Below are 24,468 nucleotides of genomic sequence, written 5' to 3'. Positions count from 1 at the left end.
AATGCGTGCCGCGTGCCACGTGGATCAGGCGCCTGCCTCTCCACATCGCATTTTTTCAGGCATCAGGCATTTACGCAGAATTCAGCAGACGAGGCATCGATGGACGGTTATATCCGCAGTGAGCGGGAAGAATTTTTTGAGCAGTTGTGCATGAGCGTCGACGCCGACGAAGCGCACGAACAGGAAGCGATCGAATATTTCGAGAACCAGTTCGATCAGGCCGATTTCGACCCGGCGCAATGGCTCGACATCGCGCTGTATTACTCGCCGGCGGTGGCGCGCGGCATCGTCGACATGGTGACGGCTGACGACAAGGCGCGCAGCAATATCGCCGAAGTGATCGCCGACAACCTCGACATCTCGTACGGCGAGGACGAGTGCCAGCAGTTCGCGGAGACCATCGAATTCGCGCTGAACAACAACGTGCCGGTCGATCTCGACCTGGTGCTCGACGGCTGCCAGCGCGCAATCGACGACCTCGACACCTGGGCCGACGAAGAAACCAAAGCGCCGCTGCTGCGTCTGCGGGAAGAGTTGTTGCGCCAGCAAGGCGAGCATTGAGAAGCAAGGGCCGGCGCTTCGGGGCTGGCCGATAGAAGCAGCAGTTTCTTTTTGAGGCGCACTTGCGCGGGTTGTTAGTCGCGGGTGCGTTGAAGGCGGTGTTAGGCCTGAGACCGGCATAGCTCCGGCGATCCCCAGAAGCATTGCCGCCGTTGTCGCCCCGCGCCATCGGCGGCGTAAGGTCATTTATCCCGCCAGCGGTCCGCAGGCCGCCGCACCCCACCGTCTACGCGTCTACGCCACCGCAGGTTGCCCACGCGCGCCAACCCGGCGGCGATCTCAAAGCCTTCGCCTTCGCTCTTAAGCATATGCCGCAATCCGCACTCTCCACGCGGCGCTCGCGGCCTGCCCGCCCACGCGCCGCGCGGGCTATGCCGAAATGCTCATTCAAAACGCCTCGAACTGCCAAGACGACCGCAAATTGGCTTTCTATATTCGCGCCAGATTGACCCGCGCATGAATGCCCGCCGACGCCACTCAATCATCCGGCCCGAGCGCGCGTATTCCAGCATTGTTAATCGCGACCGGTCATCCGTAGTCTGCCGATGTGCGTGACGGCCCGCCAACCGCGTGCCGATTCGCGCTTCGACCCGGCGTTACCGCCTTGCCGCTTTCACACCCTGAAACTGTCGATGGAAGGAGAGACCATGAGTCTTCGCAACACGCTCAAACCACTTGCCCTGTTCGTTGGCGCCCTCTTCGCCGTTGCGCCGCTGGCCAGTTTCGCCGACGACCTGCCCGTGAAGATCGGTTTCGCCGCGCCGCTGACAGGCGCGAACGCCGGCTACGGCAAAGATCTGGAAAACGGCGTGCGCCTCGCAATCGAAGAAGCCAACGCGCAGAAGATCAAGATCGGCGACAAGGTCGCGGTGTTCGAAATCGTCTCCCAGGACGATCAGGCCGACCCGCGCGTCGGCGTGCAGGCTGCGCAGAAGCTGGTCGATTCGGGCGTGGCCGTGGTGGTCGGCCACTTCAATTCGGGCACGACGATTCCCGCGTCGCAAGTGTACGAACAGTCCGGCATTCCGGTGATCGACCCGGCCGCGACCAATCCGATCATTACCGGACGCGGCTTCGCTAACACCTTCATGGTGATTTCCACGGATGCTCAGAACGCGGGCAACGCGGGCGCTTATGCGGTGGACGTCACCAAGGCCAAGCGCATCGCGATCATCGACGACCGGACCGCGTTCGGCCAGGGCGAAGCCGACGAGTTCGAGAAAGCGGTGAAAGCGCACGGCGGCACCATCGTCGCGCACGAATACACCGACAACCACGCGGTCGATTTCAGCACGCAAATCACCAAGATCAAGGGCGCCAATGCGGACCTGGTGTTCTTCGGCGGACTGGACAATCAGGCCGCAGGCTTCGCACGACGGATGAAGCAGCTCGGACTCAACGCGCAACTGGTCGGCGGCGGCGGCGTGATGGACCCGGACTTCATCAAGCTCGCGGGCGACGCGGCAGAAGGCGCGATGGCCTGGGAATATGGCCGCCCGCTCGCGCAACTGCCCGGCGGCAAGGATTTTTCGTCGAAGTTCAAGAAGCGTTTCGGCGTGGATATCCTGTCGTACGCGCCGTTCGGTTATGACGGCGCGTGGGTCGCGATCAAGGCGATGGAGCAGGCCAAATCGAGTTCGCCGGCGGTGTACCGGCCGGTGTTGAAATCGATCGATTACGACGGCGTGACCGGCAAGATTTCGTTCGACAACACCGGCGCGCTGAAGAGCGGCGCATCGACGCTGTATCAGGTGAAGAACGGTGCGTGGGTGCCGATCGTGACGAAGAGCGGGACCTGAGCGAGGGTTTAGATTGCGGTTGATGGAGGCTCTGGTTGCGGCGGGTGTGCGTGACCAGAGTCTTTTTAAGGCCGCTCTATTTCGATGTCGAATCAACCGCCTTCACCACCACCTCCCCATCCAGATCCCGCTCGATCCGCACAAGGTCGTCCTTCATCCCCGCGAACTCATCGGGCGAGCACATCTGATGGCCGAACGTCGCGTTCAGATGCCGGTCGACCTGCAACACCCGCGTCGCGGGATCGAACACATAGCGCGACGAGAACGTCAGAAAGCGGTCCTGCACCGTCGTATCCGACGGTAAATCCGTCACGCGGACAAAGCGCGGCAGCGTCATCACCAGCGTCTCGTCGAACTCTCCGCCGATGCAGGCCCACGGCTGGGTCCGCGCGGGCTCCGCCAGCCAGCCCTGCACCTGCGATGCCATCCCGCCAGAGAAACTCGTCAACGCGGGCACCGCCGTCGTGCCGTCCTGCCACACGAAATGCGCGACGCTTCCCTGCATCGACGTCGCGAACGGACCGCTCGTTGCGCTTACGTCGTCCGTGCGCAATTGCGCGGTGCCGTGCAAACCCGTCTGCAATAGACGGTTGGCCGCAATCTGCTGGACTCGCTGACGCGTCGAACGTCGAAACGTATTGCGCTCGATTTCCGCGGTAAAACCCGCATCTTCCACGCGATACGCGTAACCCGCCGTGCCGTTTTCATCGACGTCGATCTGCACGCGCGCACTGCGTTCGCGAGATTGCGTGGCGGGCGTACGAGACAGCACACCGTCGTCCACCAGCAGCACCGGACGGTCCATCACCGCCACCGGCAAATAACCGAACGCGGTTCCGCCCGCGGTCGTATCGGCGAATAACGAAAGCTCTGGAATCCATACGATTGCGTGATTGATCGCGCTCGCCCCATAACCCGGCACGTCGGGCAGGCTGTAGTACGGGCCGAGGTTGAGCAGCACCGCCTCGCTGCGGATGCCGGCCGCCGCGAGCAACGCGCCGTACAGCGCGACGTGGTCCTTACAATCGCCATAACGGTTGCGCAGGATATCGGCCGCCCGGTGCGGAATCGCCGCCGTCTCGCCGAGAAACAGCGCGACGTAGCGGATATTCAGACGCATCCAGTCGTACAGCAACCGGGCTTTCTCTCGCGGATCGGCGACATTCGCTGTCAGTGTCTGTGCAAGCTGGACAATCGCGGGATCGGTCGTGGTCGGATCGATCGCGGGCTCGCGATACCGCGCGGCGAAACTCGCAAAGTCCGGCACCGTCGACACCATCAGCCGGTCGCCCCAGTTCGCGTAGCCGACCGCGCCCGCTTCGAGCGGCGCGTAGGGGCCGTGGCGGTAGTCGAACTCGTAACGGGTACGTCCATTGGATGTGACCGGGGGCACCGCGACATAGCCACGCGCGTCGGCATAGAGCGGGATATCGGCGGGCAGATCGAAGATCAGGCGTTGCAACTCGACCGGGTCGCGTGTCGGCTCGACGAGGTACGCAAACGTGCCCGCCTGCAACGGCTTGCTGCGTGTCTTGCGAAACGCGAGATGCACACGCGAGCCCGGCTCCACACCTGGGAAAATCACTGTGCGCAGCACGCCGTCCTCGAAACTCGGCGCACCAGCCGAACGCGGCTCCTGCACGTCGCGAATCGCCTCGGGCCCGACCGGATGCGCGACGCCGTTCGGGTCGATCGTTTCCGCGCGCAGCAGTTGCACCTGCTCGATGTCCTTGTTGAACCACACATAGCGCTGCGCGATATCGTCGATACCGCTCGCGGTGTTGGCGCGCAGAATGGTGTCGTCGTGCTCCTCGATCGAGCCGTCTTTCTGGATCGTGAAGAGGTGGACGTCGCGCTCCATCGTGGAGGGCGCGAGGTCGTCGGAAGAAGTTGCTGCTGCGGTGTTGTCGGCGGCGAATGCGGCGGGCGGCGCCGACAACGCGGCGAGCGCCCAGGCGACGGTCACCACTCCGATGAACCCGCCACGCCGCGTCATAAACCGCGCGCGCTGCGCCGCGCGCTCGAGGCGCGCCGGTTCGCGGCGAATCCCGCGCCGAGCGCGCGATTCAAATTCCCTACGCCGTTGCAACCGCAATCGAATCCGATATCAACGCTCTTCGTCATCAGATACGTCACCCGCCACGCTCATCGGCTTCGCCAAGCTGCGCGAGCAGCGACTGCAGACTCTCCACATGCCGCAGCAGCAAATGACGATGCTTTTCGATCTGTTCCAGACGTCCCGCGAGATCAGCCTGCAGCAGATCGTCCAGCTCGGCGGACGCGATCACTTCCTCGACCTTCGAGCGCATCGTCGCGAAATCGACCGGCGCGTGACTCAGATGCCGCTCGAAACGCCGCACGTCCTGAATCGCCAGATCGCGAACCTTGCGCAAATACGCCTGACGTCGATGCGTTTCGGCATCGAGCGCTTCTTCTTCGACGCGTTTGGCAGGCCCTGGCTGACCGAAAATCGGCTCGGGTGGCCGCAACACCGTCTTCTTTCGCACCGGATGCGCGGTGCCGCGAAAACGCGCGAGCGGCTGCTCGTTGTCGATTGCTTCGCGCGCGTTGGCAGGGATGTCCTGCCCGGTATGCGGCGCGTTCATCCAGCCGTTCGGCAGGCCCGTAACCGCTTCGATCCCGCGCACGAATTCCTCGCTGAATTCGCGCTGGCCAGCCAGCATCAACTTGAGGTAGCTCGCGGAGAAAGTCATCATGCGCGCGAGACGCGTCGCGGCGCCGACCTCGCGGGTCAGCAGCACCAGGTTTGCCCGCCATACCGGGAGCAGCAATTCGTCGGAATCTTCCATCGCTGGGTCTTCCATCTTTTGCCCGATGTCATGACGATACGCTCGATAAACCTCATCATGCGCGTCATCGATTTGAAAGGTTAAACGCATCGCCGCACGTCGCGCAATCCCGGCTTACACGCGTTTTCAGGCGTACATGTCGATGCAATCGACGCCTGCCCGCGCGGTCCGGCTTGTCGGAATTACACGATACTGCGCGCCATTAGGCCGTTTCGACGTGGCGGAGCGCTCACTCTGTTGCATTGACACAAGTATTCGCGCCACGTTCCTACGCGCGACGCGCTCGATGTGGCATGCTTTCGGACCGATCCGGCACGAGACGTGCTGGATCGGAAGCTCCACAACATCGACTTAAGGGTTTTGTAATGAAGAAATTTGCTCTCGCCATTGCCGCAGCCATCGTCACCCTGAGCGCGGTCGCTCCCGCACAAGCCGACGAACACCACCACCACCCGGTTTGCCACAAGGTGAAGGTCCACGGTCACTGGGAAAAGCGCTGCCACTAATGGTGATGCGGTGTCCTTCCGGGCGCTCCGCACATCGCAAAGCCCCGCCAATTAGCGGGGCTTTTTTTATGGCGAAAAGCGTTGACCCGGCGCGGGCAAATATCTTCGACGCTCTATACGTTCCACGCGAAAACGGTCGCATGCAATGCCGGACACATGCTGTTACACCTTTGCGGTGCTAGCCGACGCGAAAACGGCGTCACGCAATTTGTGAATTGCGTGACGCCGTTCTGCTTAAGAGAAAAATGAATCGGACCACGTATTCGCCGATTCAATGGATCAAGCCGCGTTGATGCGCTCCATCGCGGCCGTCACCAATGCCTGCAATACAGGCTCGACTTTCGCCGCGAGTTTTTCGTCATACGCATAAGGCATCTGCTCTTCCATATACGTGATCTGCGACAACTCGAGTTGCACCGCATGTACGCCCTGCGCCGGTTGCCCGTATTGCCGCGTGATGTAGCCGCCCTTGAAGCGTCCATTCGCGACTGCCGTATAGCCGCCGTCGCGCCCGACGATCGCAGCCAGTTCTTCGCCGAGACCCGCCACCGCACTCGCGCCATTCGACGTGCCGAAGTTGAAATCCGGCAGACGTCCTTCGAAAAAGCGCGGCACGTGCGAGCGGATCGAGTGCGCTTCCCACAGCAGCACCTTGCCGTGCTTCGCCTTCAACGCGGCAAGCTCGCCCTGCAAAGCATGGTGATACGGCGTCCAGTAAGCATCGCGACGGCGCGCAACCTCGGCTTCGTCAGGGAGATGTCCGTCGAGATACAGCGCTTCCTTGTCGAAGGTATCGACGGGCAACAGACCCGTGGTGTCCTGGCCCGGATACAGATTCGCGCCGTCGGGCGGACGGTTCAGATCGATCACATAGCGTGCGTAAGTCGGCGCGAGAATCGATGCGCCCAGCCGCTTCGCGAACCCATAGAGACGGTCGAGATGCCAGTCGCAATCGTCAGTGCGATGAGCGACGGGCGTCATCGTGGCCGCGATGTCGGCGGGGATTTGCGTGCCCAGGTGCGGGATCGAAATCAGCAAAGGCAGGCTTCCCTGATGCAGCGAGAAAACCGGCGGAGTAGTCGAAGCAGTCATGTCAGCCCGGAATCGGTTGGATCGAAGGATCTATTCAACAAGTCTTGCGCGCTTCATTTTGCGCCGTCTTTATCGGCCGCGTCAGTCGAGCAGTTCTGCGAGCGCGATGCGATAGCGCGCATAAGCGCCCTCTTCGTCGCGATGCCTGCGATTGTCGACGACCTTGTCGCCGCCCGCATACACATCGCGAATCGGCGTCTCGCCATGCTCGCAGAATACGACGCCCGACAGCCACGCATCGCTCGAATGCTCGGCAATGCTCGAATGATTCGCGTCGAGTACGAGCCAGTCGGCGCGGCTTCCTGCCTGCAACGCGCCGACAGCGCGACCCGTTGCGTGCGCGCCGCCATCGAGCGCGGCGTCGAACAGACGGTCCGCTACGTGCGTGGCCTGCGCCGATGCAAGCACGTTGCGCTGCCTCCGCGTCAAACGCTGACCGTATTCGAGCAGACGCAACTCCGCGCGCCAATCGACGCCGATGTGACTATCCGAGCCGACACCGATTCTCCCTTGCGCGTCGAGATATTCCTGCGCCGGAAAAATGCCGTCGCCGAGATTCGCCTCGGTGGTCAGGCACAAACCCGCGACCGCGCCGCTTTTCGCGAGCGCCTGCGTTTCGTGCGGGTCGACATGCGTCGCGTGCACAAGGCACCAGCGGCTGTCCACGTCGAAACGATCCAGCAGCCATTGCACCGGACGCGCGCCTTCGGTTTCAATACACGCTTCGACTTCGGCGGTCTGCTCGGCAATGTGGATATGCACGGGCGCCTTCTCGTCGATGCCGCCGAGCAGCACACGCAACGAATCCGCCGACACCGCGCGCAACGAATGTGGCGCCACGCCATAACGCAGTGACGCGTTTTCAGGCCGCGCCGTACGCAACGTGCCGAGCAGATCGAGCAGACTCTCAGGCGTATTGATGAAGCGCGCCTGATCGTCACGCGGCGCGCGCGAACCGAAGCCGCTGTACTGATACAGCACCGGCAGCATCGTCATGCCGATACCACTCGCGGAAGCTGCATCCACGACACGTTGTGCAAGTTCCGCGTGATTCGCGTACCGGCTTCCGCCGGGCGTGTGATGCACGTAGTGGAATTCGCACACGGACGTGTAGCCCGCTTTCAGCATCTCGATGTAAAGCCATTGCGCGATGCTCGCCAGCCCTTCCGGCGTGATGCGCGCGGCGAAGCGGTACATCAGGTCGCGCCAGCTCCAGAAGTTGTCGGTGGCGTTGGCGCGATATTCGGTGAGGCCGGCCATCGCGCGCTGGAACGCATGCGAATGAAGATTCGGCATCCCTGGCAATATCGGACCCGCTGCTTTGGCAACGCCAGCAGGCGCTTCTTTTACATCCGGCGTGACGCCCGTTAAAGTGCCAGCCGCGTCCCACTCCAGCAATACGTTGCGACGCCAGCCGTCCGGAAGGTAGGCGTGCGCGGCGAACAGCGATGGTTTTATTTGTGTCATCTCTCAGGTCCTGCTCAACACGGTCTCGCCCGCGCGCACGACGCGCGCGCACAACGGACGGCCGATCCAGTAAGCCAGCTCGGCGAGCGAATCGACCGACCATACCGCGAAGTCGGCCGCGCGCCCCACTTCCAACGCGCCGTGCGTGTCCGCTTTACCCAGCGCGCGTGCCGCGTGCGTGGTCACGCCTTGCAGCACTTCGGGCACGGTCATGCGGAACAACGTGGTCGCCATGTTCATCATCAGCAGCAGCGACGTCGCGGGCGATGTGCCCGGATTGCTGTCCGTCGAAATTGCAATCGGCACCTCGTAACGCCGCAGCAATTCCAGCGGCGGCAACTGCGTCTCGCGGATGAAGTAGTACGCGCCCGGCAACAAGACAGCGACCGTGCCAGCGTCTTTCATCGCGGCGACGCCCGCTTCGTCGAGAAATTCGAGGTGATCGGCGGACAGCGCGCGATGACGCGCGGCCAACGCGGTACCGCCGCCGTTCGACAACTGCTCGGCGTGCATCTTCACGGGCAGCCTGTAGCGTTCGGCGGCGTTGAACACGCGCTCGCTTTGCTCCAGCGAAAAACCGATGCGTTCGCAAAACACATCGACGGCATCGACCAGGCCTTCGTCGGCGAGCGCGGGCAGCATCGTGTTGCAGACTTCGTCGATATACGCGTCGGCACGACCGGCAAATTCGGGCGGCAACGCGTGCGCGCCGAGGAAAGTCGTATAGACCGTCACCGGATAGCGCTCGCCCAACTGCCGCGCGACGCGCAGCATCTTGCGCTCGCTCGCGAGATCGAGGCCGTAGCCGGATTTGATTTCGATGGCGGTCACGCCTTCGGCAAGCAACGGTTCGAGCCGCGCGGCCGATTGACGGAACAACGACGCTTCGTCGGCGGCACGCGTGGCGCGCACCGTCGACACGATTCCACCGCCCTGTCGCGCGATTTCTTCATAGCTGACGCCCGCGAGACGCTGCGCGAATTCGTCCGCGCGCTGCCCGCCATACACCAGATGCGTATGGCAATCGACGAGGCCCGGCGTCACCCACGCGCCGAGCAGATCTTCGCGCGGCCACGCGGCGTATTGGGCGGGCAAGTCGGGCGCTGCGCCGAGCCATGCGATACGGCCGTCTTCGACTGCGATCGCGGCATCGGCGAGCGTGTGGTGAGGGTCGCCCTGCGGGCAAAGTTTCAGGTGATGCCAGACGGTTTGCTTCATCGCGTGCCTGTTGCTCGTTGCAGCTGGTTGCGTGTCTGTTGTTTGTGGCTTCGCATGCGCGCTGTGTGTTCGCCTCCGTGCTCATGCTCCTGGCGACAATCAACACGCGTGCGGATCGTGGTCATCGTTGCGTGTAGCGGAGCGTGATCGCGAGCACAGCGCCGGTGCCTTTGAGTGCGCAGGAAAGTGCGTCGGGTGCGTCGATGCGCAACGTGTCGCCCGTTTCAAGCGTTTGCGGTTGCGCATCACCGGCGGCAATCGTGACTTCGCCACTCGCGCAATACAGCAGCACGACATCGGCTGAAAACGTGCACGTCGAATCACCGCGCCACACGTCGAGTTCGCCCTGCGCCACATCGCGCCGCACCATCAGGTTGAAGTCGCGCGTTGCACCGTCGACCAGCCTCGCGTCGATATGCACCTCGCCGTCGAACCTCGCGATATCGAGCGGCTCAACCAGCGCATACGACTTCAACACCTGCGCGCCAACCGTTTCGTCGAGCGCCATCCCCGCACCCGCCAGCAACACCAGCGTCCGGTCGACACCCTCGAAACGCGAGAACGGCCCGGCCTGCGCGACGTCCGCGATACTCACGCGCCACACGAACGAATCCATGCCGGCCTGTTCGGGAAACGCGGCCACTTCGCGCGTCACGCCGCCGCCGTTCTTCCACGGCGCCGCCACGAGGCCGGCGCCGCGAATCAGCGTGACAGTTGCCATGCTGCCGACCATCGTCACGATCAGCGGCCCAGCATCGGCAGATTCAGGCCTGCCTCACGCGCGGTTTCCTGCGCGAGTTCGTAGCCTGCATCCGCGTGACGCATCACGCCGGTGGCCGGGTCGTTGAACAGCACGCGGCCGAGGCGTTCCTTCGCGGCATCGGTGCCGTCGGCGACGATCACGACGCCCGAGTGCTGGCTGAAGCCCATGCCGACTCCGCCGCCATGATGCAGCGACACCCACGACGCGCCGCCTGCGGTGTTCAGCAGTGCGTTGAGCAACGGCCAGTCGCTGACCGCGTCCGAGCCGTCCTTCATCGATTCGGTTTCGCGATTCGGGCTCGCCACCGACCCCGTGTCCAGGTGATCGCGGCCGATCACGATCGGCGCTTTCAGTTCGCCGTTCTTCACCATCTCGTTGAACGCCTGGCCCAGACGATAGCGATCCTTCACGCCGACCCAGCAGATCCGCGCGGGCAGACCCTGGAACGCGATGCGTTCGCGCGCCATGTCGAGCCAGTTATGCAGATGCGGATCGTCGGGAATCAGTTCCTTGACCTTTGCATCGGTCTTGTAGATGTCTTCGGGATCGCCGGACAGCGCGACCCAGCGGAACGGTCCCTTGCCTTCGCAGAACAGCGGGCGGATATACGCGGGCACAAAGCCCGGAAAATCGAATGCGTTTTCCACGCCCATTTCGAGCGCCATCTGACGGATGTTGTTGCCGTAGTCGAGCGTGGCCGCGCCGCGCTCCTGCAACGTCAACATCGCCTGCACCTGTTTGGCCATCGACTGCTTGGCCGGTTTGACGATGCTGTCCGGCGCGGTCTTCATACGTTCGCGCCAGTCTTCCACCGTCCAGCCTTGCGGCAGATAACCGTGAATCGGATCGTGCGCGCTGGTCTGATCGGTCACGCAATCCGGCGTGATGCCGCGCGTCACGCACTCGGCGAACACGTCGGCGGCATTGCCGAGCAAACCGATCGACACCGGCTTGCCCGCCTGCTTTGCTTCTTCCAGCATCGCGAGCGCTTCGTCGAGCGTCTTCGCTTTCTTGTCCACATAACGCGTTTTCAGACGGAAGTCGATGCGCGTTTCGTCGCATTCGACGGCGATCATCGAGAAGCCCGCCATCGTGGCCGCGAGCGGTTGCGCGCCGCCCATGCCGCCGAGACCGCCGGTCAGAATCCAGCGGCCCTTCGGATCGCCGTTGAAATGCTGGTTCGCGACCGAGAAGAACGTCTCGTACGTGCCCTGCACGATCCCCTGGCTGCCGATGTAGATCCAGCTACCCGCCGTCATCTGGCCGTACATCATCAGGCCCTTGCGGTCGAGTTCGTGGAAATGCTCCCACGTCGCCCAATGCGGCACCAGGTTCGAGTTCGCCAGCAGCACGCGCGGCGCGTCGGCATGCGTGCGGAACACGCCCACCGGCTTGCCCGATTGAATCAACAGCGTTTCGTCTTCGTTCAGGTCCTTCAGCGACTTGAGAATCTGATCGAAGCAATCCCAGTTACGCGCAGCACGGCCAATCCCGCCGTACACGACCAGCGCATGCGGATGCTCGGCCACTTCCGGGTCCAGATTGTTCTGGATCATCCGGTACGCGGCTTCCGCGATCCAGGTCTTGCAGGTCTTCTCCGCGCCGCGCGGTGCGCGGATCGTGCGGGTCGGGTCGAGTCGCGGATCGATGTGTTTCGGATTGTTCATGATGGCCCTCGGAATGCTTGAAGATGTTCGAAAGAGGTTCGACGAAGTTTCGGTAAAAGCGGCGAAATCAGAAATGACCGGTGAAGCGATAACGGCTGCCTGGGTGCCATAGATTCGCAATCGACGCCACCTGGCTTTGCGACCATGTACGCCGATGCAGCACGAGGCAAGGTTCGAGTTCGTCCATGGTCAGCAGCTCGCGCGTATCGGCGTCCGCTGCCAGTGCCTCGATCCGGTACTCGACCCGCTGCAACGGTGCAACACGCACGAGGTACTGGTTCGGCGTGGTGTTCGTGAAGTCCTGCAGTGCGTAGTCGGGCGCGACCGCCGGATTGACCCAGCGTTCTTCGAGTTGCACGGGCTCGTCGTTTTCGACATGCAGCACGCGCGAATGAAACACCGGACTGCCCGCGTTCACCTGCATTTCTTCGGCGAGCGCTTCGTCGGCGATACTCGCGCCGATGTGCAGCACCTTCGCCTGATGACGATGACCACGAGCGACGATTTCATCGGAGATACTGCGGATCGCCACCAGCGTCGACTCGTACTTGGGACGGGCCACGAAAGTGCCCGAACCCTGCACACGCGTCAGCACCTGCTCCGAGGTCAACTCGCGCAACGCGCGGTTGACCGTCATACGCGCGACGTTGAACTCGCGCGCCAGCTCATTTTCGGAAGGCACCTGGTCGCCTTCAGCCCATTCGCCCGCATGGATGCGCGCGAGGATGAAGTCCTTGATGCCCTGATAAGCCGGTGCGTTCATTGGCGTGATCCGCTTGCCGTCAGGCTCACTGTTCCGACGCAAACGCGAACGGGCTCAGCTTCGCGATCGTGCCGTTCTGCACGAGACGCGTGACGGCTTCGATGTCCGGTGCGAAGTAGTGATCGAGTTCGTAATGGGCGACGTCTTTACGCACGACATCCATCACTTTTTGCAGGCTCGGGCTGGTCTTGTGCGGTGCGCGCAGATCGACGCCTTGTGCAGCGGCGAGCAGTTCGATGGACAGAATGTTGGCGACGTTTTCGGCGATGTCGCCGAGCTTGCGCGCGGCGAACGTGGCCATCGACACATGGTCTTCCTGGTTCGCCGACGTCGGCAATGAATCGACCGATGCCGGATGCGCGAGCGTCTTGTTTTCCGATGCGAGCGCGGCGGCCGTCACGTGGGCAATCATGAAGCCGGAGTTCACGCCGCCATCGCGGACGAGGAACGGCGGCAAGCCCGACAGCGTCGCGTCGATCAGCAACGCGATGCGGCGTTCGGCCAGCGCGCCGATTTCAGCGACGGCGAGAGCCAGATTGTCCGCTGCGAACGCGACGGGCTCAGCGTGGAAGTTGCCGCCCGACAGTACTTCGCCGGTGTCCGGGAAAATCAGCGGATTGTCGGAGACGGCGTTGGCTTCGAGCAGCAGCACGTTGGCTGCGTGACGCATCTGGTCCAGACAGGCACCCATCACCTGCGGCTGGCAGCGCAGGCTGTACGGGTCCTGCACCTTGTCGCAATCGGCGTGCGACACGTTGATGTTCGAGCCATCCAGCAATGTGCGATACGCCGCTGCCGCGTCGATCTGGCCTTGGTGGCCGCGCAGTTCGTGAATGCGTGCGTCGAACGGCTTGACCGAGCCCATCGCCGCGTCCACGCACAACGCGCCCGACACCAGCGCGGTGCGGTACAGGTCTTCGATGGCGAACATGTTGTACAGCGCGAGTGCGGTCGAGGCTTGCGTGCCGTTCAGCAGCGCGAGACCTTCCTTGGCCTGCAGCGTGAGCGGCTTGAGGCCGACGAGCGCGAGACCTTCGGTGGCCGGCATGCGCTCACCCTTCGCGAACACTTCGCCGACGCCGAGCAGCGTGGCCGACATATGCGCGAGCGGCGCGAGGTCACCCGATGCGCCGACCGAACCCTTGACCGGAATCACCGGCAGCACGTCGGCGTTGAACAGCGTGATCAGCGCTTCCATCACTTCGCGGCGGATGCCCGAATGACCACGGCCCAGGCTCGACAACTTCAGCGCGATCAGCAGACGCACGACCGGAGGCGACATCGGCTGACCCACGCCGACCGCATGCGACAGCACCAGATTGCGTTGCAGCAGTTCGAGCTGGTCGTGCGGAATATGCGTGCTGGCGAGCCGGCCGAAGCCGGTGTTGATGCCGTAGGCCGGTTCGCCCTTCGCGGCGATATCGGCGACGGCTTTCGCGCACGCGTCGATCGCGGCGTGGCTGGCGGGGTCGAGTTGCAGCGAAACCTGTTCGCGCGCGATCTGGCGCAGTTGCGGAAGAGTCAGAAAACCGGGCTTCAGAATCATGATGTTTGTCCTGTCTATACAAGTTCAGAGAAGTCTAGCGGGACGTTCTTGTATATACAACTTGTTTTTAAATCCCGGATGGTAGGGATTTTCCATTAGAAGGTTGGCTGACAAGGCTTACGGAGTTTGCTTGTGCGGGCTTCTGGCCGACGTGCGCGTCATGTGGCTGAAGCGGCGTTAGCACCCAACTTGTATATACACGCGCCAATTTCACCAGGCCACACGAACGAAAAACATTCCGCGCCCCCCTGAACCTGACACATAGCCATAGTTATAGGAGACGCCCGCGCTCCCCACCGGGAACGACGCCCGCTCATAACAAGGACGACGCAAAAAAGCCCGCGTGCTGGCGGTTAGTTAGCGCAGCAGCAGCGGGTCTGGTTGAAGCAACGATGCCGGAAAAGAAAGGCTCGCGGCCAAAGCCGCAGCTAAAACTAGAGCTTCACGCGAGCAGCAATGAAATCCAGAAAGCTCTGCACGCGCCCCGACAGCGACGCGCTCTGGTAATACACCGCGCTCACTGGCTGCCGCTCGTCGACCAGCACGTTGCCGAGAATCGGCACGAGGCGTCCGTCGCGCACGTCGGCGGCGGTCATGAAGTCGGCCAGACACGCGACGCCCCAGCTTGACAGCACCAGTTGGCGCAAGGTTTCGCCGCTCGACGCGGTAATCGCAGGCTCGATCTTCAGCGAGCCGGAAGTGTCCGCGCGCCCTTCCCGCAGCGGCCAGCGATTCAGATGCTCCGGCGCCGTAAAACCGATCAGCCGATGCGCGCGCAACGCATCCACGGATTTCGGCTCGCCGTATTCGGCCAGATACGCCGGACTCGCGAGCACTCTGAGTTTGCTGCTGCCCAACGCGCGCGCGTGCAGCGTCGAATCCTGCAGCGCGCCAATCCGGATCGCGATATCCACCTTCTGTTCGAGCAGATCGACGATGCGCTCGTTGCTGGTCAACTCCAGCCTGATTTCCGGATACAGCGCCGAAAACGCCTTCATATGCGGCGCCACGCAATGCAGCATGAACGGCGACGCGGCATCCACGCGCAGGCGCCCCGATGGCCGCGCGCGACCGCGGGTGACGGATTCCTCGGCCTCCTCCATCGCATCGAGAATCGCCCGCGCGCGTTGCAGGAACGCATCGCCCTCGTCGGTCAGATGAAGACGGCGCGTCGTGCGGCGCACCAGCGCGGTGTCGAGCTTCTTTTCGAGGCGCGTGAGCGCGCGACTCACGCCGGACACGGTCTGCCCCAGCTTTTCTGCTGCCGCCGTGATCGAGCCGCTGTCGATCACGGTGACGAACACCAGCAGTTCATCGGTGGAAGTTTTCATTGTTGATTTCAAATCAAGATTGATTTGAGACTAACACGCTTTTTGCGATAATCAGTCCGGCGGATACTGCTTGCCTGTCACCTGGCTTTTTCGTCTTTCCACTCAAGGAGAACGTCTTGAAGATTTTCATCACGGGCGCAAGCGGTTTTATCGGCGGCTCGATTGCTGCGCATCTGGTGCGCGCCGGCCATCAAGTACGCGGTCTGATCCGCAATGCCGACCACACGGCCGAACTGAAACGGCTCGGCATCGAACCGGTCATCGGCACGCTCGACGACCGCGACCTGCTGATCGCCGAAGCGCAAGCCGCCGACGCGGTCATCAACGCGGCGAGCAGCGATCACGAAGGCGCGGTCAAGGCGCTGATCGACGGGCTCGCCGGTTCGGGCAAACCGTTCCTGCATACCAGCGGCTCGAGCATCGTCGGCGATGCGTCGGGCGGCGAAGCGGGCGAGGCGCGCATCTATCACGAAGACGCGCTGCCCACGCCGACGCCCGACAAAGTCGCGCGCGTCGCAATCGACCTGCTGGTCCTCAACGCCGCACAGATGAACATCCGCTCGGCGGTGCTGTGCAATACGCTGATCTACGGTCACGGCGCCGTGGCCGGCAGCGCGAGCGTGCAGTTGCCGCGTCTCGTGCGTCAGGCGCAAAAGAGCGGCGTGGTGCGTCACGTGGGCAGCGGCGGCAACATCTGGTCGAACGTGTTTATCGACGACGTCGCCGAGCTGTATCGCCTCGCGTTGGAGAAAACCCCTGCGGGCACGTTCTATTTCGTCGAAAGCGGCGAAGCGTCGTTCCGCGAGATGAGCGCCGCGATTGCCCGCAAGATGAAACTCGGCGAGCCGCAAGACTGGCCGCTCGCCGACGCGCAAAAAGAATGGGGCTACGAAATGGCCTCGTACGGCCTCGGTTCGAATAGCCGCGTGCGTGGCGAGCGCGCGCGCAAACTGCTCGGCTGGAAGCCGGCGCGCACGTCGGTGATCGAGTGGATCGAACGCGATATGTGAGGCGCTATGTGACGCGTGCGAACGCTGTAAGCCGTGTAAGCGCAGCCGTTGCAAATTCGTAAGCTGTTCTCGATAAAATCCTGCTCACCTTCCGTGCGCCCCGACTGTCCGGGTCGCACACGAGTACGGATTTTGATCGATGACTTTCGCGCTGAATTTCGACTGGCTGACCAACCTGCTGGCGATTCTTTTTGTCGTAGCGTGCCTTTACGATGCACGCTACGACGAATACGGCGTGTTGACGCTGACCGCTGCGGCGATGGGCCTCGCCGTGATGGCGATGCAGTTTTTCCTCAAACCCGCGTTCGATATGGCGCTCTGAATACAGCGCGCCAAAGTAACCCCCGGCATACGCGGTTCAGTCACTCACGCTCACGAACCGGTTCCGCATCCCGCGCAACCACCGTTCTTTTCAGCCGCCTTCTTCTCTTCTTCATATCTATCGTGATGCCTGACCCAGTCGGTCAGCCCGCGCTCTTCATTGCGTCCTTTCGGTGTGATATCCAGATGCGCGTATGTGTTCAGAAAACGTTCGTCGCCGCGCCCGAAGCATGAATACGTGTGAAACACGTCGCCATTGCGGTCCTTGTAGAACACGCTGTGGCCGTGTTGCTCGTCGATGCCGACATCCTGCTCCTTGAAGTTGTAGAACGCCTTCTTGCTGGCCAGTTGCTCCGGCGTGAACGACACGTGATAGTCGAAATTGAAGTCGCTTCCCTCCGACGACACCCACGGGAAAGTCCATTCCATCCGCTTTTTAAAGGCCTCGATCTTCGCGAGCGGCGCATGCGACACCGTCACATAGGTCACGTCGTGATGCTCCAGATGAGGCAACGCGCCGGCCATATGATCCGACACGAACGAGCAGCCGACGCAGCCCTCTTCCCAATCCTTGCCCAGCATGAAGTGATAGACGATCAACTGGCTGCGTCCGTCGAACAGGTCGGCAAGCGTTTTGCGGCCTTGCGGCGTGTCGAACGTATAGGTCTTGTCGACCTTCACCCACGGTAATTCGCGGCGTTTGCGGGCAATTTCATCGCCTGCGCGCATGTGCGCTTTTTCTTCGACGAGAAGCGCCCGGCTCGCGTCCAGCCATTCCTGTTTCGTGCCAATGCGGTGTTGCGGTTCCATCTGCGTCTCCTTCTCTGCGTCATGCAGATTCGATCAGGCACACTCAAAAGAACTCATTGCGTTCGTTGGATTTGCCACGCGCTCACAGCACGTAGCGCTCCAGCGAATCGATACCGTCGGTCCAGCCATGACGATGATCTTCGCGCTGTGCTTCGTCGGCGAAACGTTCGTGCGTGAGCGTGAGCCATGTCGCGCCGCCCTCTGGCTCCAGCAGGATCGTGACCTGCGATTCGTGTTCGGCGCCGCCGCGCGGGGTCCACGTGAAAACCAGCTTGTGCTCGGGCACGACTTCCAGATAGGTGCCACGCACCTCAACCTCGCCGCCGTCCTGCTTGCGAAACACAATCGTGTAGTGTCCGCCGACCCGTACGTCGAATTCCGCGCGAATTACGTCGGAGCCGCCCGGATGCATCCACGTCATGAATTGCGCCGGTTCCGTCCACGCGCGGAAGATCCTGGCGGGCGTGGCGTCGAGACGCCGCCGGAGGGTGAGGCTGGGCTGGACGGCGTGGGCGGGCTGGGCGGATCGGGTGGACATGAGGCGGGCTCCTCTTCGACGAAAGCGGCAAGACGGTCGAGCGATTCGGACCAGAAGCGCTGATAGCGGTTGAGCCATTCCATCGCTTCTTCCATGGGTCCGGCGGCTAACCGGCACGCCACCGTGCGGCCGGTTTTGTTGCGCGTGATAAGCCCCGCGTCGGACAGCACGTCGAGGTGCTTCATCACCGCGGGCAAGGACATCGCGAACGGTGCGGCGAGTTCGCTGATCGACAGATCGTGCTCCGACAGACGCGCGAGTAACGCACGCCGCGTCGGGTCCGACAGCGCGGCGAAAGTGCGATCGAGTAACGCATCATTAAACTTAACCATGAGGTTAAGTATAGAAACGAAGCTCGGGAAGTCAAGTACAGGTACGCGTTTTCTGTCGACACACAAAAAGCGCGCGGCAGTGATACGGCAGAAAAAAACGCGGTGCGCCGCAGAAAAATTCTGCGATGCACCGCGTCAAGGTGGGAGACCAACGACTACTTACTCTCGCGAAATCCGCTGAAGTCTTGTGGCGCTTCGTAACGTCGCACGGAAGGAAAAGACCGGCGGAAAATCAGATCGCCCATCCGCCGAGATAGAAGCCGACCAGCACGACCGCGATCGCCACCGTCCCCACGTTCAGCTTGCGATATTCGCCGCTCACCACGCGGCCGATCACCAGCGTCGCGAAGCCGAGCATGATGCCGGTCACGATGTTCGCGGTCAGCACGATAAACACGGCGCACATGAGGCCCGACATCGAATCGACCATGTCGTCCATATGCAGCTTGCTGACGTTCGACAGCATCAGCAGGCCGACGTACATCAGCGCCGGTGCGGTCGCGTACGAAGGCACGAGGCTCGCGAGCGGCGAGAAGAACATCACGACGAGAAACAGCAGACCGACCACGGCCGCCGTCATCCCCGTTTTCGCGCCCGCTGCCACGCCGACCGTCGACTCGATATAAGCCGCCGCCGGTGCGCCGCCAAGCAGGCCAGAGAAAATCGAGCTGAGCGAGTCGGCGGTCAGTGCGCGGCCGCCGTTGATGATGCGGCCGTTTTCATCCAGTTGCCCCGCTTGTCCCGCGACCGCGCGAATCGTGCCGGTCGCGTCGAACACGGCCGTCATCACGAGGGCCAGCACGCTCGGCAGGACCGCCATCGACAGCGCGCCCTTGATGTCCATCGCACCGATCAGCGACGCGTGTCCCGGCGCGCTCAGCGACGGCACCGCGAACACGCCGTGGAACGTCACGGCCGGATCGATCGCGAGCGCAATCGCCGAAATCGCCACGATCACGATCAGGATCGAACCCGGCACGCGACGCCGCACCAGCCCGAAAATCGCCGCGAGACCCGCCACCGACATCAGCGCGGGCAACGCGGTGATGTGTCCGAGCGACACCGGCAAACCCGCGCCCGGATTCTTCACGACGAGACCGACGTCGTTCGCGGCGATCAGTAGCAGGAACAGGCCGATGCCGATGCCGGTTCCGTGCGCGATACCGGTCGGCAGATTGCGCAGAATCCACGAGCGCACGCCGGTCACCGAAATCGCGGTGAACACGACGCCCATCAGGAACACCGCGCCGAGCGCGACATTCGGAGCCAGCCCTTTGCCCAGCACGAGGCCGAACGCGGTGAACGCCGTCAGCGAAATCGCGCAACCGATCGCGATCGGCAGACGCGCCCACACGCCCATCAGCAGCGAGCCGAACGCGGTGGTCAGACACACGGCGACGAACACCGCGCTGGTGTCGAAGCCCGCCTTGCCGAACATGCCGGGTACGACGAATACGGAATAGACCATCGCGAGGAAGGTCGTGATGCCCGCGACGATCTCCTGGCGTTGCGTGCTGCCGCGCGCGGTAATGTCGAAATAGCGGTCGAGAAAGCCCTTTCCGTCGAATGATTCGGTTGCGACGTCGGAAATCGGTTGGGCGTGGGGTTCCATCATGATGAGTGCCTCCTTTATCAGCATGCTGAAACGGCCGTCGAACTGGCCGTCATCAGGTTCGTCTCGTTGCTTTGGTTTAATGGTGACTTCGTCCTTTTTTGCTGTCTCGAAATGTAGGGCAACACAAATATGTGTCCAATCGCATGAATGGCATGCCGGACATGTCGCGATGCTTATATGGCTTGAGGGACGGCAAAGCGCGCCGTCGTGGCGCGTGTTTACACCTACAGTCCGCGAGCACGTGATGAAAGGGAGATGACGGCTTTCGCGACAGATTTCGCGGCGGATTTCGCGATATCGGGTCCTGGAGCCAGACACTCCCTACCGCCGCACCCAGTCTGCCGAGCGTTGCCCGAAACCGGTCACGGCATAGTCCAACGCCTCGCGCGTCAGCCGCGCGGCGCGGCACGAAGCCTGCTAGGAACCCAGCGCCGGATCGTCGGCAAAACGGGGCCTGGCCGACGTCGCGGGTTACACTCTGGCCCGTACCTGTCCTAATAGCGGCGGCCTTTCGCGCCTGTCCGCCCCGGCCCTTGGAGTTTTTCTTGATGACTGGCGGTTTTTCGCGTCCTGCCTGGCGTTTGCCGATTTTTGCTGTCTTCGCGCTGCTGATGCTGTCCGCGCTGTCCGGTTGCGGGAGCCTCTTATGGGGCAACCAGCAGGCGCCGATCGTCGACGCCACGGTGATGCCCGTCGAGCCCGCCAGCGCCCCGGTGGCGGCGTCCGCGCCCGAGCCGGTCGAAACCGAGGCCAACGAGCCCGAACAGCCGAAAAAACCGAGGAAACCGGTCGTCAAGCCGCACAAGGTCGAGCCGCCACCGCCGGTCGCCGCGCCCGCGCCGCCGCCTCCCCCGCCGCCGCCGCTGATCGTGTTGCGCACGATCGAGCGCAACGAAGCGCGCGCGCTGCTCGATAGCGAAGTGCAGAAACCCGACGGCAAGGTCGTCGGACGCGCGGTCGATCTGATCGCCGACGCGCTCGGCAAGCCGCGCGAGATGGTCGTCAATCTGCAAGGTTTTCTCGGTGTCGGCGACCGCAAAGTGAATTTCCCGTGGAGCGCGTTCCGCTTCACGCCCGCCGCGAAAACTGCGCCGATCACGCTGAACGCGACCGCCGTCCCCGCGACGGCGGCCAAGCCCGCGCCGGTGCAGTTGCCGCTGATCGACGCCACCGTCGAACGCTCGAACGGCGCGAAAGTGGGCCGCGTGATCGACGTGCTGGTCGACGCCAACGCACAGCCGCAGGCGGTCGTTCTCGATGTCAACGGAATGGTCAGCACGGAGCGGCGCACGATTGCCGCGAACTGGTCGGCGCTGCACTTCGTCACGAAAGACAAGGAACTGCATCCGCAAATCGATTTGAGCGACGCGCAGATCAACGCCACCCCGCCGTATGCGAGCGATAAACCGATCCGTGCGGTGTCGCCCGCGCCGCCGCCCGCTCCGGCATCGGCCGCGGCGGCGCCTGCGGCGGCAACCTCTGCTGTGGCGTCTAACGCACGGGCGGCCCGATGATCGGCCGCACTCAGGTCACGACGCGCAGTCTGCGGGCGCTCGACTGGCTGAATTTTTTCGTCGCGAATGTGCAGACCGGCTTCGGGCCGTTCATCGCGTCGTACCTCGCATCGCACAAGTGGACCCAGGGCGAGATCGGCATGGCGCTGTCGGTCGGCACGATCAGCGCAATGGTGAGCCAGGTGCCTGGCGGCGCCGCCGTCGACGCATTGCGCAACAAGAAAGGCGCGGCCGCCTGGGCGATCGTCGCGATCATCCTGAGCGCGGTGCTGCTGGCCACCAGTCCGACCGTGTTGCCGGTGATCGCCGCCGAGGTGTTCCACGGCTTCGCCAGTTGCATGCTGACACCGGCGCTCGCCGCGATCTCGTTCGCGCTGGTGGGGCGCGCGAATCTCGGCGACCGGCTCGGGCGTAACGCGCGCTGGGCGTCGATCGGCAGCGCGGTCGCGGCCGGGCTGATGGGCGTGTTTGGCGAATACTATTCGCCGCGCGCGGTGTTCTGGCTGACCGCCGGGCTGGCAGTGCCCGCGCTGATCGCGCTGACGATGATCCAGCGCACCGATACCGTCGAGCTGCCGAAAGCCGCGCCGACACCGCAGCAGATCGAGCGCCGCGAAAGCCTGCGCGCGTTGCTGCGCGACAGGCGGATGCTGCTGTTTGCGGCGTGCATCGTGTTGTTCCATCTGTCGAACGCGGCGATGTTGAACCTGGCGGCGGGCGAAGTGACCGCCGGCATGGGCGACAACGTTCAACTGGTGATTGCGGCGTGCATCATCGTGCCGCAGGCCATCGTGGCGATGATGTCGCCGTGGGTCGGACGCTCCGCTGAACGCTGGGGACGCAGGCCGATCCTGCTGCTCGGCTTCTCCGCGCTGCCGATTCGCGCGTTGCTGTTCGCCGGTATCAGCAGCCCGTATCTGCTCGTGCCGGTGCAGATGCTCGACGGCCTGAGCGCGGCAGTGTTCGGCGTGATGCTGCCGCTGATCGCCGCCGACGTCGCCGGTGACAAGGGACGCTACAACCTGTGTATCGGCCTGTTCGGTCTCGCGGCGGGGATCGGTGCGACGCTGAGCACGACGGCGGCGGGCTTCGTCGCCGATCATTTCGGCAACGCGGTCAGCTTCTTCGGCCTCGCGGCGGCGGGCGCGCTGGCCGTGCTGCTGGTGTGGGCGGCGATGCCCGAGACGCGCGACGCGTCGGCAGCGGGAGACGATGCGCCGGTCGGCAATGGAGAGAAGACGGCGGCGAGGTGACACGGCTACCGCGCCGCTATCAAGCTGGCTAAGCAAAAAGAGGTGCGAATCAATTCGCACCTCTTTTTTTTCGACCCGGCCAACTGGCTCAAGCAAGCGATCAATCGAGCGCCCTGCCCGCCGTTTCCCGCATGAACGGCAACGGCAGCAACGACACCAGCCCGCAACCGATCAGATACCAGGCTGGCGCCAGATTGTTGCCGGTCAGCTGGATCAGCCAGGTCGCGAAAAACTGCGCGAATCCGCCGAAAATCGATACGCCGAGGCAGTACACAATCGACATCCCGGTCGCGCGAATCGCACGCGGAAACAGTTCCGGCAGCATCACGATATTCGGCACGGCGGTGAACGCGACCAGCACCGCGAGCCCCGCGACGACCGACAGCAACACCAGCACCGTGGGCACCGCGTTGATCATCATGAACGCGGGATACACGGCGACGATCAGCAGCACGCGCGAGACCCACAGCACACGTTTACGTCCGACGCGATCGGACAACGCGCCCGCGAACGGCGAGCAGATCACGGTCACGACCGCGGCGGTCCACGCAGCCCACAGCGCGGACGACATCGGCAGATGCAGGATGCGGATCGCGTACGTGGACAGATAGAACAGCACGATATAGTTCGCCGCCGTTCCGCCGATGGTGGTCAGCACGCCCATCGTTATTACGCGCGAATGGTCGCGGAATAGCTTGCGGACGGGCTGTGAGGCGGGCTGTGAAGCGGGTTGCAATGTCGGCATTTCAGCCGCCTGCTGCGCGCTTGCCGCGCTGTCTTCGACACCCGGCAGCGTCTCATCCAGATGACGCCGGATATAAATCCCGATCGGCCCCATCGCCATGCCGATCACGAACGGCACGCGCCAGCCCCAGCTTTCGAGCGCGGCGCTCGACAGCGTCGCCGCCAGCGCGACTCCGAGCAGCGATCCGCAGACCGTGTTCAAGCCCTGGCTCACGAACTGCCAGCTTCCATAGGAGCCACGGGTTTTGTCGCTGCCGTATTCCATCAGCAGCGACGTGGATGCACCGATCTCGCCGCCTAGCGCAAAGCCCTGGACAAGCCGCGCGAGAATCACCAGCAACGGCGCGGCCACGCCGATGGCCGCATAAGTCGGCGCGAACGCGATGATCGCGGAGCCGAGCGTCATCAGCCATAGCGTCAGGCTCATGGCGGCCTTGCGGCCCGCGCGATCGGCATAGCCGCCGAGCACCACACCGCCCACCGGACGCATGATGAAACCCACGCCGAAGGTGCCGACCGCGAGCATCAGTTGCGCAAGCTGGCCCTCGACGGGGAAATACAGCTTGCCGATGATCGTCGCGAAGAAACTGTAGATCGTGAAATCGAAGAATTCGAGGCCGTTGCCGAGCGTGATCGCGGCAATCGCCTTGGCGTGGCTCGCGCGCTTGACGGGCTGCACAGCGGGCTGCACAGCGGGTTGTACTGCGGCTTGACCAGCAGCGTGAGCGGCGCTTGCTTGCGGTGACGCGGAATAGTCCATCGGTGTCTCCTCCATGATGTGCTGCCAGCGCGGACCGGTGCGGTCCGC

The 24,468-nt window shown here is 63.2% G+C and carries 22 protein-coding genes; 7 read left to right on the top strand and 15 right to left on the bottom strand.

Annotated features, from left to right (window positions below):
* The first annotated feature begins 99 nt into the window (after positions 1 to 99).
* On the top strand, positions 100 to 561 hold the full coding sequence (locus BLS41_RS07285) for a hypothetical protein (RefSeq protein ID WP_074763689.1): 462 nt from the start codon (positions 100 to 102) through the stop codon (positions 559 to 561).
* A gap of 647 nt (positions 562 to 1,208) precedes the next feature.
* Positions 1,209 to 2,360: a branched-chain amino acid ABC transporter substrate-binding protein gene (locus BLS41_RS07280; protein WP_074763688.1), complete on the top strand. Its 1,152-nt coding sequence runs from the start codon at positions 1,209 to 1,211 to the stop codon at positions 2,358 to 2,360.
* Positions 2,361 to 2,436: 76 nt separating this feature from the next.
* Here the strand turns inward: BLS41_RS07280 and BLS41_RS07275 are convergent, their stop codons facing one another.
* Together BLS41_RS07275 and BLS41_RS07270 are read right to left on the bottom strand one after the other, a co-directional pair.
* Positions 2,437 to 4,356 carry a DUF3857 domain-containing transglutaminase family protein gene (locus tag BLS41_RS07275; RefSeq protein ID WP_074763687.1) on the bottom strand — a complete coding sequence of 640 codons (1,920 nt, stop codon included), beginning with the start codon at positions 4,354 to 4,356 and terminating at the stop codon, positions 2,437 to 2,439.
* A 136-nt stretch (positions 4,357 to 4,492) separates the two neighbouring features.
* Positions 4,493 to 5,170 (bottom strand): hypothetical protein, encoded by a 678-nt coding sequence (locus BLS41_RS07270; RefSeq protein WP_074763686.1) that lies wholly within the window; start codon positions 5,168 to 5,170, stop codon positions 4,493 to 4,495.
* 365 nt (positions 5,171 to 5,535) lie between these two features.
* On the opposite strand from BLS41_RS07270, the gene BLS41_RS38945 reads away from it, so the two are divergent.
* Entirely contained in the window at positions 5,536 to 5,676 is a 141-nt protein-coding gene (locus BLS41_RS38945; RefSeq protein ID WP_171910205.1) for an invasion associated locus B family protein, read from the top strand.
* 279 nt (positions 5,677 to 5,955) lie between these two features.
* Here BLS41_RS38945 and hutG read toward each other — a convergent pair whose 3' ends face one another.
* From hutG to BLS41_RS07230, 8 genes are all read right to left on the bottom strand, one after another.
* Complete coding sequence (gene hutG, locus BLS41_RS07265; protein WP_074763685.1) at positions 5,956 to 6,768, bottom strand: N-formylglutamate deformylase; 813 nt, start codon at positions 6,766 to 6,768, stop codon at positions 5,956 to 5,958.
* Between the two features lie 81 nt (positions 6,769 to 6,849).
* Positions 6,850 to 8,235 (bottom strand): formimidoylglutamate deiminase, encoded by a 1,386-nt coding sequence (locus BLS41_RS07260; RefSeq protein WP_074763684.1) that lies wholly within the window; start codon positions 8,233 to 8,235, stop codon positions 6,850 to 6,852.
* A 3-nt stretch (positions 8,236 to 8,238) separates the two neighbouring features.
* On the bottom strand, positions 8,239 to 9,453 hold the full coding sequence (gene hutI / locus BLS41_RS07255) for an imidazolonepropionase (RefSeq protein WP_074763683.1): 1,215 nt from the start codon (positions 9,451 to 9,453) through the stop codon (positions 8,239 to 8,241).
* A gap of 121 nt (positions 9,454 to 9,574) precedes the next feature.
* Positions 9,575 to 10,174 carry a HutD/Ves family protein gene (locus BLS41_RS07250; protein ID WP_074766347.1) on the bottom strand — a complete coding sequence of 200 codons (600 nt, stop codon included), beginning with the start codon at positions 10,172 to 10,174 and terminating at the stop codon, positions 9,575 to 9,577.
* 20 nt (positions 10,175 to 10,194) lie between these two features.
* A complete protein-coding gene (gene hutU / locus BLS41_RS07245) occupies positions 10,195 to 11,883 on the bottom strand; it encodes a urocanate hydratase (RefSeq protein ID WP_074763682.1) in 1,689 nt (562 codons plus the stop codon).
* A gap of 67 nt (positions 11,884 to 11,950) precedes the next feature.
* Positions 11,951 to 12,646 (bottom strand): histidine utilization repressor, encoded by a 696-nt coding sequence (gene hutC / locus BLS41_RS07240; protein ID WP_074763681.1) that lies wholly within the window; start codon positions 12,644 to 12,646, stop codon positions 11,951 to 11,953.
* 25 nt (positions 12,647 to 12,671) lie between these two features.
* Positions 12,672 to 14,192 carry a histidine ammonia-lyase gene (gene hutH, locus BLS41_RS07235; protein WP_074763680.1) on the bottom strand — a complete coding sequence of 507 codons (1,521 nt, stop codon included), beginning with the start codon at positions 14,190 to 14,192 and terminating at the stop codon, positions 12,672 to 12,674.
* A 434-nt stretch (positions 14,193 to 14,626) separates the two neighbouring features.
* Complete coding sequence (locus BLS41_RS07230; protein WP_074763679.1) at positions 14,627 to 15,523, bottom strand: LysR family transcriptional regulator; 897 nt, start codon at positions 15,521 to 15,523, stop codon at positions 14,627 to 14,629.
* Between the two features lie 116 nt (positions 15,524 to 15,639).
* Between BLS41_RS07230 and BLS41_RS07225 the strand changes: the two genes are divergently transcribed.
* Both BLS41_RS07225 and BLS41_RS07220 read left to right on the top strand, forming a co-directional pair.
* Positions 15,640 to 16,533, top strand: a complete 894-nt coding sequence (locus tag BLS41_RS07225) for an NAD-dependent epimerase/dehydratase family protein (RefSeq protein WP_074763678.1) — start codon at positions 15,640 to 15,642, stop codon at positions 16,531 to 16,533.
* Between the two features lie 139 nt (positions 16,534 to 16,672).
* Positions 16,673 to 16,855 carry a hypothetical protein gene (locus BLS41_RS07220; protein ID WP_074763677.1) on the top strand — a complete coding sequence of 61 codons (183 nt, stop codon included), beginning with the start codon at positions 16,673 to 16,675 and terminating at the stop codon, positions 16,853 to 16,855.
* A 50-nt stretch (positions 16,856 to 16,905) separates the two neighbouring features.
* On the opposite strand, the gene BLS41_RS07215 is transcribed toward BLS41_RS07220, so the two are convergent.
* The 4 genes from BLS41_RS07215 to BLS41_RS07200 form a co-directional block, all read right to left on the bottom strand.
* Positions 16,906 to 17,664, bottom strand: coding sequence for a DUF899 domain-containing protein (locus BLS41_RS07215; RefSeq protein ID WP_074763676.1), 759 nt, complete (start codon positions 17,662 to 17,664; stop codon positions 16,906 to 16,908).
* Positions 17,665 to 17,746: 82 nt separating this feature from the next.
* Entirely contained in the window at positions 17,747 to 18,085 is a 339-nt protein-coding gene (locus BLS41_RS07210; protein WP_171910172.1) for an SRPBCC family protein, read from the bottom strand.
* Positions 18,082 to 18,534: an ArsR/SmtB family transcription factor gene (locus tag BLS41_RS07205; protein WP_074763674.1), complete on the bottom strand. Its 453-nt coding sequence runs from the start codon at positions 18,532 to 18,534 to the stop codon at positions 18,082 to 18,084. The genes BLS41_RS07210 and BLS41_RS07205 overlap by 4 nt, the downstream gene beginning before the upstream one ends.
* 232 nt (positions 18,535 to 18,766) lie before the next feature.
* Positions 18,767 to 20,149, bottom strand: coding sequence for an NCS2 family permease (locus BLS41_RS07200; protein WP_074763673.1), 1,383 nt, complete (start codon positions 20,147 to 20,149; stop codon positions 18,767 to 18,769).
* A 548-nt stretch (positions 20,150 to 20,697) separates the two neighbouring features.
* On the opposite strand from BLS41_RS07200, the gene BLS41_RS07195 reads away from it, so the two are divergent.
* Positions 20,698 to 21,663, top strand: coding sequence for a PRC-barrel domain-containing protein (locus tag BLS41_RS07195; RefSeq protein ID WP_074763672.1), 966 nt, complete (start codon positions 20,698 to 20,700; stop codon positions 21,661 to 21,663).
* Positions 21,660 to 22,916 (top strand): MFS transporter, encoded by a 1,257-nt coding sequence (locus BLS41_RS07190; RefSeq protein WP_074763671.1) that lies wholly within the window; start codon positions 21,660 to 21,662, stop codon positions 22,914 to 22,916. Before BLS41_RS07195 ends, BLS41_RS07190 begins: the two co-directional genes overlap by 4 nt.
* A gap of 100 nt (positions 22,917 to 23,016) precedes the next feature.
* Here BLS41_RS07190 and BLS41_RS07185 read toward each other — a convergent pair whose 3' ends face one another.
* Positions 23,017 to 24,420, bottom strand: a complete 1,404-nt coding sequence (locus tag BLS41_RS07185) for an MFS transporter (protein WP_074763670.1) — start codon at positions 24,418 to 24,420, stop codon at positions 23,017 to 23,019.
* Positions 24,421 to 24,468: the final 48 nt, after the last annotated feature.

The sequence above is a fragment of the Paraburkholderia fungorum genome (assembly GCF_900099835.1).
Lineage (GTDB): Bacteria > Pseudomonadota > Gammaproteobacteria > Burkholderiales > Burkholderiaceae > Paraburkholderia > Paraburkholderia fungorum_A.
This window is presented reverse-complemented; position numbering and strand designations above follow the sequence as displayed.